This is a genomic window from Streptomyces sp. WG5, from assembly GCF_049974565.1.
GTDB lineage: Bacteria > Actinomycetota > Actinomycetes > Streptomycetales > Streptomycetaceae > Streptomyces.
Genome location: NZ_JBNGGC010000026.1, coordinates 1 through 12,106, shown reverse-complemented (window position 1 = coordinate 12,106; position 12,106 = coordinate 1). Strand labels below are relative to the sequence as shown.

Below are 12,106 nucleotides of genomic sequence, written 5' to 3'. Positions count from 1 at the left end.
CCACCCCGCACCACCGGGCCCGGCTCCGTACCAGCGCCACGGCAGCCGGGCCCGCGTGCTGCCCGCGCGCTGCCCGTGCCGCACCGAGCGGATCTGCCGATCGGCAGATGTGGCGGCGGACCACCGCGAGCCATGCTGAACGTGCAACGACCGAAGGAGAGGCAGGCGCCATGACACGGGTGGAGAACGCGCCCTTACGACGAGCGGCTCGCACCGGGCACCGGGCGCACGGCCGGCCCGCCCTGATCGGCTGGGCGGCCGTCGCCGCGCTGACGGCCTACGGCCTCGCTCATGTCCACTGGGCCCTGGGCGGGTCGGGCTTCCCGTTCGGCGCCGACGACGCGAACCCGGAGTACTCGGCCTTCGAACACGTCGGCCGGGACCTGCTCGCGCCCTGGATGGCGACGGGGTTCCTGCTCAGCGCCGCGGTGGCCGTGCTGCTCGCGCTGCCCGGCCGGCGCCGGGTCCCGACCCCGGTGCTGCTCGGTGCGACGGGGCTGTCCGTCGCCGCGGTGCTCGGGGTGATCGCGGACTTCCGGATCCTCGGCAACCTGGCCTACGTGTTCATGCTGAGGTTCAGTGCCATCAACTGGACCGTCATCAACCAGGTGTTCGCGGTCGTCGCCGTCGGACTCATGACGATGTCGGCGGTCACCTACCAGCGGCGCACCACCGGGGCCTGTACCGCCTGCGGGCGCACGGACGCGCGGGCCGACTGGACCTCGAGGGAGTCCGCCGCACGCTGGGGGAGGAGGGCCGCCTACACCGCCGTCGCCGTGCCGCTGGTGTACGCCAGCACACGCTGGGCCTGGGCGCTGGGCTATCCGCTCGGCATCTCCGACAAGATGTGGGAGGAGGGCAAGGAGGACAAGCTCTGGCTGTTCGGTGCCGCCCTCGCCACGATGGGCGCCCTCGGTTCGCTGCTCACCCTGGGGCTGGTGCAGCGCTGGGGCGAGGTGTTCCCGCGCTGGATTCCCGGACTGCGGGGCAGGCGGGTGCCGCCGGCCCTGGCGATCGTGCCCGCCTCACTCGTCGCCGTCATGGTCACCACCGCCGGGATCATGTACATCCGCCTGCACTTCCAGGGTGCCTTCGAGGACCCGGCGGAGAACTGGGGCGCCACCGTGCCCGAGACCATCTGGCCGGTGTGGGGCGCGGCCCTCGCGGCGGCCACGCTCGCCTACTACTTCCGGCGGCGCGGGGCGTGCAAGCACTGCGGCCTGGGCGGCCCGCAGGGCGTGGCGGCGGAGCCGGCACAGCACCTCGATTCGAATTCGTCGATGCGTGCTTGAGCGGCTGCCGGGCGCCGGATTCAATGAACCGGCACCGCAAGGCAGAAGTCGGCAGGACGGTACACGGCAAGACGGCACACGGATACACAGCACACGGCAAGACACGGACAGCACGACCGGAAATCCCTTCCGAACCCGCTGATTTCACAGACCGGCGGCTTCGGGCCCGCCTTCCCCCGCCGGGCCCGGAGCCGCCTTTCCGTGTGTCCCCGCGTCGGCCGGGACTTCCGCCGAGATCTGCTGAACGGCAGATGCGCCGACCGGATCGCGGGCCGCAGCCTTGTTTCCACGACGACAGGAACCGCACCCCGCGGGGGAGCGGTGGGAGAAGGACAACCGTCATGGCAGACACAGCCGTTGAAGAGCCGGACAGCCTGCGGACACCGATGACCTCCGAGGGCCCCGCGCCCCGCCGCCGCTGGTGGCACCGGTGGCCGGACTGGTCGGGCCGCCTGGTCGTGGTGTGGTCCGTCCTGTACGGCCTCGCGGGCCTGTACTGGGCCCTGGGCGGGGACGGGTACCCCTTCACCAAGACCGTCGAGGACCGTTCCTCCTCGTCGATCCTGGAGCCGAGCAGTGCTGCGGTCGTCGCCCCCGTGATGGCGGTGTTCGGTGCCGTGGGGGCGGTCGCCGGGACGCTGATGGTCCGCGGCCGGGGCACCGGCCGCACCCGCCGTGCGCTGCTCGCGTTCGGCTGGACGGCCGGCGGCCTGCTGACCTTCCTGATCCCCGACTACTCGCTGCTCGGACTGCTGGTGTTCTCGCCGGTGCTGCTGGTGTTCGTCTTCACCGGGGTCCCGGGGCCGCAGGACCTCGGCGACATCCTGTACTGGCACCGCATCAACCTGATCATCGTCTTCGTCGGCGGACTGCTCTGGATCGCCGCCACGCTGGCCTACCAGCGTCGAACGGGCGGCAGCTGCGTGCGCTGCGGGCGCGGCGAACGGGCGGCGGCGTCCTGGACCGACCCGGCGGCGACACTGCGCTGGTGCCGCTGGGCGGTGTGGATCGCCGTCATCTCCACCCTCCCGTACGACATCACCCGGATCGCCTGGTACTTCGGCTGGCCGCTCGGCATCACCGACGAGTTCCTGAAAGACATGCAGGAGACCCCGAACATGCTGGAGATGGGCCTGGCTCTGGGGGTCGTCTCCACACTCGGCAGTCTGCTGATGCACGGTCTGATCGCGCGGTGGGGAGAGGTGTGGCCCCGCTGGGTGTGGTTCAAGCGCGGCCGGCCGGTCCATCCCGCGACCGCGGTCGTGCCCGCGTCCGTCGTGGCCGTGGTGCTCATCCCGGCCGGCCTGATGGCCGTCCGGGACTTCGACCCGCACATGTGGGGAACGCTGGGGCCGTCCGTCTTCTGGGCGGTGTGGGGCGTCGCGCTGGGCGTGGCGGCCTTCGGCTATCACCTGCGCCGCCGCGGCGGCTGCGCGCACTGCGGCCGTGGCTGATTCCCGTCGCGATTGCGGAGATTCGCCAGGTGTCCGGAAATGAATTTATTGATCTGCATTGGAGTGGCAATGTCCGCCACTTGTTCAATTGATTTCCGTACGCCGAACCGACGGCATGACAGACGAGAGACACGGAGGAACGGGAATGAAGAGGATCACTCGCGCGATGGGCGCCGGAGTGGCCGGGCTCGCGCTGGTCGGCGCCGTGCACGGCACCGCCCGGGCCGCCGGCACGGAAGCGGCCGCGTCCGTGCCCAGCTGCGTGGTGGCCAAGCCCATCCACCTGGTGACGGTCACGGTGCAGATCACCAACCACTGTTCCACCACCCAGCAGGTGAACGTCCAGTACAGCAAGGGCGGAGTGCCGTCCGTGCCGGACAAGTGCCACACCGTCGCACCGGGCCGGACGGTCAGCACCAGCGAGCCCTCCTGGGTCGCGGACCGCTACGTGGGTCTCATCCCCTGCTGAGCCGCCGTCCCCAGCACACCGGGGCCCGGAACCAGTCGCTGGTTCCGGGCCCCGGCCGTGTCCGCGTCGCGCGGTCAGGTCGCGCGGCGGAAACTGCGGACCGCCAGCGGCGCGGTGACGGACACGATCACCACACAGGTGCCGAGGGTGGCCAGCACGGTCGCCGTGCTCGGCTCGCCGAGCGCCAGGTCCCGGGCCGCGGTGATCGCGTACGACATCGGGTTGACCTCGGCGAACGCCCTCAGCCAGCCGGGCAGTCCCTCGGCCGGCACGAACGCGTTCGAGGCGAACAGCAGCACCATGTTCACGATGCCGCCGATGGGCTGCAGGGCCTCCGGCTTCCTCACCCACGCGGACAGCGCCATGAAGACCCAGCCGAGCGACCAGCCGAGCATCACCGCGACCAGCATCGCGCCGAGCGAGCCGAGCAGCCCGCCGTCCGGGCCGTACCCGAAGACGAGAGCGGCGGCCGCCAGCATCACCAGCATGTTGACGCAGTTCAGCACGGTGTCGGCGATGCTCCGGCCGACCAGGACCGACCCCGTGTGAATGGGCATCGCCTTGAAGCGGGCGATGATCCCGTTGTTCATCTCGGTCGTCAGCGCCACCCCGGACTTCAGGCCGGCGCTGATGGAACCGGTGACCAGGAAGGCGGGCAGCAGGTAGTCGATGTAGCTGACGCCCGCCGGGAAGGCGGAGGTCTGCGAGACGCTCTTGAAGACCTGGCTGAACACGGTCAGCATCAGGATCGGCTCCAGGACGCCCGGCAGCACCAGCGCCGGCTCGCGCAGTGCCCGGAGCGACCGCCCCGACAGCACGGAGACCTGCCGGAGCACCCCGGCCCCGCCGTAACGGAGCGGGCGCGTGAGCGCGGAGGCCGGGGCCCCCGCTGTCTGATCGGTGATGAGGGTCATGGGGGCATCCCTGCCTAGCGTCCGTCGGAGTGGTTCAGGGCCATGTACACGTCGTCCAGCGAGGGTTCGCAGAAGGCGAGCCCCGCGAGGTCCACGCCCGCCTCGTCGGTGGCCCGGACGACCTGGGCCACGGCGGTGGAGTCCCGTACGGGCATCGTCAGCACCAGACCGTCCTCCTCGTGCGCGGGGCTGAGACCGGCCCTGCGGAGCGCGGCGGCCGCAGACACCCGGTCGTCGGCGCCGCGCACGGTGACCGACACCGACCGGTGCCCGATCCGGTTCTTGAGCTCCTCGGCGGTGCCCGACGCCACGACCCGGCCGGCCGACAGCACCGTGATCGAGTCGGCGAGGACGTCCGCCTCCTCGAGGTACTGGGTGGTCAGCAGCACGGTGGTGCCCGCCCGGACCAGCCGCTGGACGACGGTCCACAGGGCCCGGCGGGCCGTCGGGTCGAGCCCCGTGGTGGGCTCGTCCAGGAAGATCACATCGGGGTCCCCGACCAGACTCGCCGCCAGGTCGAGGCGCCTGCGCATGCCACCGGAGTAGTTCTTCACCGCGCGGTGGGCGGCGTCCGTGAGGGAGAACAGCTCCAGCAGCTCCTCCGCGCGGGTCGCCGCCTGGGAGCGGGTCGCGCCCAGCAGCCGGGCGATGAGCAGCAGGTTGGCGTGCCCGGACAGGGTCTCGTCGACGGCCGCGTACTGACCGGTGAGCCCGATGCGCCGGCGCACCTCCCCGGGGTGGCGCACCACGTCGATCCCGGCCACCCGGGCCTGCCCCGACGTCGGTACGGCGAGCGTGCTGAGGATGCCGACGACGGTCGTCTTCCCGGCGCCGTTGTGCCCGAGCAGGCCCAGCACGGTGCCGTGCGGCACCGTGAGGCTGACCCCGTCGAGAGCCTTGGTGGAGCCGAACGCCTTCGTGACGTCGGTCAGTTCGATCATCGGGGTGTCCATGGAATTCCCTTTCGTCGATCCCGGAAGTCCGCTACCGGTCTTCGGGCGTTTTCAGGGATGACCGAAAGGGACCCCATGGGCCGTCACCTACAGCTGTACGGTAGCCGTGCGGCGGGAATTCATGGAGCATGGATCAGAACTGTTGAAGTGGAATTGCGGAATTCCCGGAAATCGCCGTCCGCGTGGTATGCCGCGCCGCAGCGGCGGGCGTCGGGGTCAGCGCAGGGGAAGAACGGCGGTGACCCGCCAGCCGCCGGCGCCGTGGCCGCCGTACTCCAGGCTGCCGCCCAGCGCACCGGCCCGCTCGGCCAGCCCGGTCAGGCCCGTGCCGCCGCCGCGCCGGCCCCCGTCACCGAGCAGACCGCCGGGCTCCGTGATCGACGGCGGACTGTTGGTCACCGACACGGTGAGGGCCGGCTCCGCGGCCTCGGCGTCGAGCGTCACGGACACCGAGACCAGCGGCGTGGCCGCGGCGTGCCGGCGGATGTTCGTCAGCGCCTCGACGACGATCCGGTGCGCGGTGCTGGCCACTTCACGCGGCACCTGATCGATCTGCTCCGGCGTCAGGTCCATGCCCAGGCACACCTCGGACCGTCCGGCCGACCGGAACCGGTCGACGACATCGGGGATGTCGGGCAGCCCGTACGCCCGCGTCTTGCCCTCCCCGGCGGCCGGGGCGGCGGTACCGGCACCGTCGTCGAGCATCTGCACGGTGCGGTCCATGGAGCGGAGCGCCTGCTGCCCGGCGGTCTCGATCTGGCTCAGGATGGGCATCACCTTCTCCGGGTGGTCGCCGCCGACCACCTGGGCCGCCTGCGCGAGAACCACGATGGCGGACACGTCATGGGCCACGAAGTCGTGCAGGTCCCGGGCGAGTTGGAGGCGCTGGTGACGGCGCGCCTCGCGCACCGAGCGCAGCCGGCGGCCTTCCAGCCCGCGCAGATAGCCGCCGACGGCGCCGGCGGCCACCGCGCCCAGGGCGAAGAACGTGCACTGCGCGGCCGCCTCCAGCAGCGTCGGCGGCACCTGCAGGCGCAGGATCACCGTGGACGCCAGGACGCCCAGCACCCCGCACAGCACCACGGCGGCCCGCGCGGCGGCGTACCGGGCGACCAGGCAGACCAGCAGCAGGGTGGCACCGATCTCCAACAGGGTCACCAGGCCCGTCGACTGGCGCTGCACCGGCGGGTCGCCGAAGAGTGTGCCCAGCGCCGAGGCGGCCGCCACGACCACGGCCGTCGGCACGATCGGCACCCGGTCGCGCCGGCCGGCCACGGCCAGCGCGCCGAGCACCGCGATCATCATGGGGACGACCGCCCGCCAGCCCGCTGTGGGGCCGGTGACCAGGCCGCCCGTGACCGTTGCGGCCGCGAGCAGCGCACAGAGCGGCTGGAGGAGACGGCGGCGGACGAGATTCCCGGACTGGTTACCGGTCGGCAGGGGCATCCCGCCGATTCTAGTGACGGCCGGTCAACTCCGCCCGCCGGTGGGCGACATGCCCGATACGAGCGGAGGCGGAGGCTGCGGCGTCCAGCCGTGCACGTCCAGCAGACGGCGCATCTCCTCCGTGGACGACTGCTCCACGACCAGCTCCACCCGGCCGCTCGGCTGGTCCACCGAGTGCTCGATGCTGACGTCCTCGATGTTCACCCCCGCCGCGCTGACCGCCGCGAACAGCCGCGCCAGCGCACCCGGCTGATCCGGCACGGCCACCGGCACCGTGACGTACTCGGCGGGCGGCGTGCCGTGCTTGCGGGGCACCCGCGCCGCGCCGAGGGCGCCGCGCCGCAGCACCCCGTCCAGGTCGGCGGCCGCCCGCCGCCGCCGCGAGCCGTCGGCACTGCGCAGGGCGCGCAGCGCGGCGACGGTCCGGTCCAGATCGGCGGCGCAGGCCTCCAGCACGTCCGCCACCGCCTCCGCGTTCGCCTCCAGGATGTCATTCCACAGAGCCGGCTCGCCCGCCGCGATGCGCGTCATGTCCCGCAGCCCCTGACCGGACACCCGGATGTGCTCGTCGTCCGCCTCGGCGAGCCGGGCCGCCGTCAGCGACGACACCAGATGCGGGGCGTGCGAGGTCAGCGCCACCGCCCGGTCGTGCGCGACGGTGTCCATGATGACCGGGGTGCCGCCGCACAGCGCCACCAGTTCCAGCACCGGGTTCAGCGCGGACCGGTCCGTGGCCTCCGCCGGGGTCAGCACCCACAGCCGGCCGTCGAAGAGGTCGGCCCGCGCCGCGAGCGGCCCCGAGCGTTCCCCGCCGGCCAGCGGATGCCCGCCGACGTAACGGGCCGGGTCGCCGCCCGCGAGGACGAGGTCCTGGTACGGCCGCTCCTTGACGCTGGCCACATCCGTGTACGTCCCGGCCAGCCCCTGCTCCTGGCAGCGGGCGAGGACCGCGCCGACGTGCGCGGGCGGCACCGCCAGCACGGCGACGTCCACCTGGGCGGGCGGCGGCGCGAGGGATCCCGCGCCGAGGGCCTCGGCGGTCCGGGCCGCGGTGGTGTCCCGGTCGTCGAGGAACACCGCCACGCCCTGCCGGCTCAGCGCCAGCGCCACCGAGGTGCCCACCAGTCCGGTGCCGATGACGGCGGCGCTCCTCACAGCTCCACCTCCGCCGGCTCCGCGGCGCTCGGCCCGGCGGACCGGGCCGTTTCCGCCCGCACGAACCGGGCCAGCCTGGCCACTCCCGCCTCGATCTCCTCGGGACCGAGGCTGCTGAAGGACAGCCGTATCGCCCGGTCGCCGCCCGCCCCCGGATGGAAGTGCGCCATCGGTGTCCACAGCACGCCGAATTCCTCGGCGGAGCGCACGAGCGCCGCGTCGTCCGCGCGGAACGGCACCCGCAGCGTGAGGAAGAACCCTCCGTCCGGCCGGTTCCACTCCACGCCGTGGACGGAGCGCCAGGACTCGGGCAGTTGCCGGTCGAGCTCGTCCAGCAGGGACCGCAGCGCGGCACCGTAGTGCTTGGCGGGCACGGCGTTGTACGAGACGAGACTGCCGTCGGCGGCCAGCAGGGCGCCGGCCACCGCCGCCTGGCTGAGGGCCGGGGTGTTGACCGTCACCATGCTCTTGATCCTGGCCAGTTCGTCGGCGAGCAGTCCCTGCCGGCCGTCGGCGTCCACGACCGGCTGGTCGGCGACCACGAAGCCGATCCGCGCGCCCGGGAAGACGCTCTTGGAGTACGAGCCGAGGTGGACGACCCTGCGCGCGTGGTCGAGGGACTTGAGCGTGGGCAGCTGCGGGCCGGGGCTGACCAGCCGGTAGGGGCTGTCCTCGAGGATCAGCAGGTCGTGCCGGCCCGCCAGGTCGAGCAGCTGCTCGCGCGCCGACCGGGACAGCGTGGTGCCGGTCGGGTTGGAGTGGTCCGGCACCAGGTACAGCGCCCGGGGGCGGCGTCCCGCGGCCCGCTCGGCGCGGACCGCCGCCTCGACGTCCGCGCACCGCAGCCCTTCGGCGCGTTCCTCGACCGGCACCACCGGGATGTCCAGCAGCCGTGCCGCGCCGGTGATGCCGACGTAGCAGGGGCTGGCGACCAGGAGCACGTCGCCGGGGCCGGCGAACAGGGCGCGCAGCGTCAGCAGCATCGCCTCCTGGCCGCCCACGGTGACCACGATCGACTCCGGTGGCACGTCGATGCTCTCGTCGGCGCGGAGCGAGCCGGCGATCAGTTCACGGATCCGCCCCGCCGTCGGCCCGTACTGGAACAGGGCCGTGCGGATGGCCTCCGGGGAGGCGCCCTGCCCGGCGAGGTGGTCCAGGTAGCGGTGGACGTGCGCGAAGATCTGCTCGGTGTCGAAGAAGCCCTCGTACGGCCGTCCGGGCGCGAAGGAGATCGCCTCGGGGAAGCGCTCGCTGACCTCGTTGAGGAAGTTCATGGTGTCCAGCACCGGGTCCAGGACGCTCCGGTGCAGCTCCTGCCTGCGCAGCCGCACCTCACCGGGCCGGGCGGGCCCGCCCGGCGGCACGTGCCGCTCCGCCGGGTGCTGTGCGGCCGGCGCCACCGGCGGGGTGCGGAGCAGCGCGGGGCCGGCGTCCGCGACCGTCGCGGTGCCGGTGAGGGCCATGGCGTCGGCGAGTCCGTCGGTGAGCAGGCGCAGCACCCCGGACACACCGTCCCGGCCGCCGACCGCCAGACCGTGCAGGACCGGACGGCCCACCAGCACCGCGTCCGCGCCGAGCGCCAGCGCCGCCAGCACGTCGGATCCCCGGCGCACACCGCCGTCCAGGAGCAGCGGGGCATGCCCGCCGACGGCCGCGGCGACTTCGGCGAGGACGTCCAAGGTGGCCGGGGCGCCGTCCAGTTGGCGTCCGCCGTGGTTGGACACCACGATCCCGTCCGCCCCGGCGGCGCGTGCCCGCACCGCGTCCTCGGCGGTCAGCAGCCCCTTCACCAGCACCGGAAGCCGGCTCACCGAGCGCAGCCAGGCGAGCACGGACCAGTCCATGGCGGGGTCGAGCCCGCGGCGGCCGTGCTCGGCCGGGGACGAGTAGTCGCCCGCCGGCAGGTTGGCGGGCGTGATGCCCCGCGGCAGCCGGAAGCCGTTGCGCTCGTCCCGCAGCCTGCGCCCGAGCCGGGGCGCGTCCACGGTGAGGACCAGTGCCTCGAACCCGGCGCGCTCGGCGCGTTCGACGAGTCGGCGGGTGGTCTCCCGGTCGCGGAAGCAGTACACCTGCAGCCACAGCGGCGCCTGCGCCGCCGCGGCGATCTCCTCGAACGGGCGGCCCGCGAAGGTGCTCACGACCAGCGGGAGCCCCGAGTCGCCCGCGGCATGTGCCGTCGCCGTCTCGCCCTCGGGGTGCATCAGGGTGTGGTACGCCATCGGCGCCACGGCGAGCGGCGCGGCCCAGCGGCGGCCCAGCACCGTGGTGGCGAGCGACGGGGCGCCCGCGCCGGTCAGTACCCGCGGCCGCAGCCGGACCCCGTCGAAGGCGCGCAGGTTCGCGGCGAGCGTGCGCTCCTCGCCGGCGCCGCCCTCGACGAAGTCCCACACGGCCGGCTCCATCCGGCTGCGGGCGCGCTCGGCGAAGTCGGCGACGGTCAGGGCCGGGCGGTGGTCGCCGGCGGTGTCCGGCCGGCCGGTCATGCGGTGACCGCCCTGGCCCGCTCGACCGCTTCGTACAGGGCGCGGATGTTGGCGCTGCCGAAGCCCTGCGCGCCCTGCCGCTGGATCAGTTCGAAGAACAGGGTGCGGCGCTCGAAGGGGGAGCGGCTGAACAGCTGCAGCAGGTGACCCCACTCGTCCCGGTCGGCGAGTACGTTCGTCTTGCGCAGGTCGGCGATCATCGCCTCGAGCGAGGGGATCCGCTCGGCCAGCGCGTCGTAGTAGGTGTCCGGGGTGCGCAGGAACTCCACGCCCCGCGCCTCGAACGCCAGTACGGCCGGGACGATCTCCTCGACGAGGAACGCCAGGTGCTGCACACCGCCACCGCCGTTGCGCACCAGGAACTCGTCGATCTGGCCGGGCTTGCGGGACACGTCCGGCTCGATGACCGTGAACGTGATCCCGGCGGAGGGGCTGCGCACCACGATGGAGTCCATGGCCTGCTCGCCGACGGCCAGGTACTCGCTGTAGAACTGCTCGAAGCCGAAGCCGTCGAGGTAGTAGCGGACGACATCGTGCAGCGTCCCGGCCTCCAGGCACACCGCGACGTGGTCGAGGGCGGTCAGCGCGGGTGGCGCGGTCTGCGCGGCACCGGCCGGTGCGGACGGCCCGAGGTCGGCCCAGTCATAGCCGGCGGGCAGCAGGGCCGGCGCCCCGGGCTCCCGCCGCACGAGGGTGTGGCGCACCGTGCCGAAGCCCGACACGACGAGCGTCTCCGGTGCCGGCCCGGTGAGCGCGCGCCCACCGGCGGCCACCGCCCCGTCCCGCGCGGCGACCGGGTCGGTGCAGGCGAAGGCGATGTCCACCACGCCGTCGCCGTGCGCGGCGAGGTGACCGGCGGCGGCCGGCCCCGCGGCGACGACGAGGCGGACGGCACCCTGCTCCAGCAGCACCGCCTCCAGGCCGGCCGCCGTGCCGCGGGCCCGCGTACGGAAGCCGAACGCGGACGTGAAATAGGCGCAGGTCGCCTCCAGGTCGCTCGTGAGGATCTCGATGTATTCGACGTCGTGTGCGGTCACGTTGTTCCCCATCCGATGTGTCGGGTGCGGCGGCATTCGATTGAGCCCGCCGTCGGCGGGCCGGCGAGCGGCACGGCACTCTTTCTGTCAACTTGCTGAATGGCGGCCGGACGGCCGGGCGTGCACGTGTGGCGAAACAGCCTGTTGCTGACATTTACCTGCCAGTGGGCCGGTCCCGGCGAGACCATTTCGAAAACTTCTCTAGGATGTCCCGCGGAGTCAGAAGGCTGCCTTTTCATGAAGGGGACTGAAATGCCTGGTGAGAGCGGATCGGAACTGGACCGGCTGTTGCCCGAATGGCATTTCCGGGAAGTGCACCGGATTACGGTGCCCGGCACGACGGACCAGGTGATGAAGGCCGTCCGGGCGGCGACCTGGTCGGAGGCGCCGCTGGCCCGTGTCCTCGTGGCGCTCACCCGGGCGGATGTGTCGGCCGAGCGCCGTATCGTCTCCGACTACCTGAGCGGCATGGGCGAGGTGATCCCGGCCGGCGACGACGAGTTCCTGTTCGCCGGGGTGCAGTCGCCGCACGACGTCCCCCGGCCCCCCGGCACCATTTCCGAGATCGTGACCGGATGCCATGAGCCGGGAATCCTGAAGGTCGGGATGAACGTGCGCTTCGAGGGCGGGACGCTGAGTACGGAGACGAGGGTCCTCGCCACCGACGCGCGCACCCGCCGCTCGTTCGCGCCCTACTGGTGGCTGGTGCGGTTCGGCAGCGGGCTGACCCGGGCGTCCATGCTGCGGGCGATCCGCCGCAGGCTGGTGCGCGAGGTCGGTGCGGCCTGATCCGGCGGCGGGGGGGGGGGGGGGCGGCGCCCCCCCCCCCCCCCCCCCCCCGGGCGCGCGCCCCCCCCCCCCCCCCCCCCCGGGGGGGGGGGGCCCCCCCCCCCCCCCGGGCGG

The 12,106-nt window shown here is 73.2% G+C and carries 10 protein-coding genes; 4 read left to right on the top strand and 6 right to left on the bottom strand.

Translation table 11 applies throughout. The features are described from left to right. Positions 1-170: 170 nt before the first annotated feature. The 3 genes from ACP4IX_RS25195 to ACP4IX_RS25185 all read left to right on the top strand — a co-directional run bounded on the left by ACP4IX_RS25195 (position 171) and on the right by ACP4IX_RS25185 (position 3,215). The gene (locus ACP4IX_RS25195) at positions 171-1,292 is read left to right on the top strand and encodes a hypothetical protein (protein ID WP_426556695.1); all 1,122 of its coding nucleotides are present in this window, start codon (positions 171-173) and stop codon (positions 1,290-1,292) included. Between the two features lie 341 nt (positions 1,293-1,633). Beyond that, a complete protein-coding gene (locus tag ACP4IX_RS25190) occupies positions 1,634-2,746 on the top strand; it encodes an NYN domain-containing protein (RefSeq protein ID WP_426556693.1) in 1,113 nt (370 codons plus the stop codon). Between the two features lie 145 nt (positions 2,747-2,891). Continuing rightward, the gene (locus ACP4IX_RS25185; protein WP_426517886.1) at positions 2,892-3,215 is read left to right on the top strand and encodes a hypothetical protein; all 324 of its coding nucleotides are present in this window, start codon (positions 2,892-2,894) and stop codon (positions 3,213-3,215) included. Between the two features lie 74 nt (positions 3,216-3,289). On the opposite strand, the gene ACP4IX_RS25180 is transcribed toward ACP4IX_RS25185, so the two are convergent. The 6 genes from ACP4IX_RS25180 to hppD form a co-directional block, all read right to left on the bottom strand. Further along, entirely contained in the window at positions 3,290-4,129 is an 840-nt protein-coding gene (locus ACP4IX_RS25180) for an ABC transporter permease (protein WP_426517884.1), read from the bottom strand. Between the two features lie 14 nt (positions 4,130-4,143). Then, positions 4,144-5,082, bottom strand: a complete 939-nt coding sequence (locus ACP4IX_RS25175; RefSeq protein WP_426517882.1) for an ATP-binding cassette domain-containing protein — start codon at positions 5,080-5,082, stop codon at positions 4,144-4,146. A 216-nt stretch (positions 5,083-5,298) separates the two neighbouring features. Beyond that, complete coding sequence (locus ACP4IX_RS25170; RefSeq protein WP_426556691.1) at positions 5,299-6,528, bottom strand: sensor histidine kinase; 1,230 nt, start codon at positions 6,526-6,528, stop codon at positions 5,299-5,301. Positions 6,529-6,552: 24 nt separating this feature from the next. Beyond that, on the bottom strand, positions 6,553-7,683 hold the full coding sequence (locus ACP4IX_RS25165; RefSeq protein ID WP_426556689.1) for a prephenate dehydrogenase: 1,131 nt from the start codon (positions 7,681-7,683) through the stop codon (positions 6,553-6,555). Continuing rightward, the gene (locus ACP4IX_RS25160) at positions 7,680-10,166 is read right to left on the bottom strand and encodes an aminotransferase class I/II-fold pyridoxal phosphate-dependent enzyme (protein ID WP_426556687.1); all 2,487 of its coding nucleotides are present in this window, start codon (positions 10,164-10,166) and stop codon (positions 7,680-7,682) included. The genes ACP4IX_RS25165 and ACP4IX_RS25160 overlap by 4 nt, the downstream gene beginning before the upstream one ends. After that, positions 10,163-11,203, bottom strand: coding sequence for a 4-hydroxyphenylpyruvate dioxygenase (hppD, locus tag ACP4IX_RS25155; protein WP_426556685.1), 1,041 nt, complete (start codon positions 11,201-11,203; stop codon positions 10,163-10,165). The genes ACP4IX_RS25160 and hppD overlap by 4 nt, the downstream gene beginning before the upstream one ends. Positions 11,204-11,302: 99 nt before the next feature. On the opposite strand from hppD, the gene ACP4IX_RS25150 reads away from it, so the two are divergent. Then, positions 11,303-11,992 carry a hypothetical protein gene (locus ACP4IX_RS25150; protein ID WP_426556683.1) on the top strand — a complete coding sequence of 230 codons (690 nt, stop codon included), beginning with the start codon at positions 11,303-11,305 and terminating at the stop codon, positions 11,990-11,992. Positions 11,993-12,106: the final 114 nt, after the last annotated feature.

Bases quoted from the DNA above. Each gene is read 5' to 3' on its own strand.
- ACP4IX_RS25175 (WP_426517882.1), bottom strand. From the start codon at position 5,082: ATGGACACCCCGATGATCGAACTGACCGACGTCACGAAGGCGTTCGGC.
- ACP4IX_RS25195 (WP_426556695.1), top strand. From the start codon at position 171: ATGACACGGGTGGAGAACGCGCCCTTACGACGAGCGGCTCGCACCGGG.
- ACP4IX_RS25160 (WP_426556687.1), bottom strand. From the start codon at position 10,166: ATGACCGGCCGGCCGGACACCGCCGGCGACCACCGCCCGGCCCTGACC.
- ACP4IX_RS25185 (WP_426517886.1), top strand. From the start codon at position 2,892: ATGAAGAGGATCACTCGCGCGATGGGCGCCGGAGTGGCCGGGCTCGCG.
- ACP4IX_RS25170 (WP_426556691.1), bottom strand. From the start codon at position 6,528: ATGCCCCTGCCGACCGGTAACCAGTCCGGGAATCTCGTCCGCCGCCGT.
- ACP4IX_RS25180 (WP_426517884.1), bottom strand. From the start codon at position 4,129: ATGACCCTCATCACCGATCAGACAGCGGGGGCCCCGGCCTCCGCGCTC.
- ACP4IX_RS25150 (WP_426556683.1), top strand. From the start codon at position 11,303: ATGGCGGCCGGACGGCCGGGCGTGCACGTGTGGCGAAACAGCCTGTTG.
- ACP4IX_RS25190 (WP_426556693.1), top strand. From the start codon at position 1,634: ATGGCAGACACAGCCGTTGAAGAGCCGGACAGCCTGCGGACACCGATG.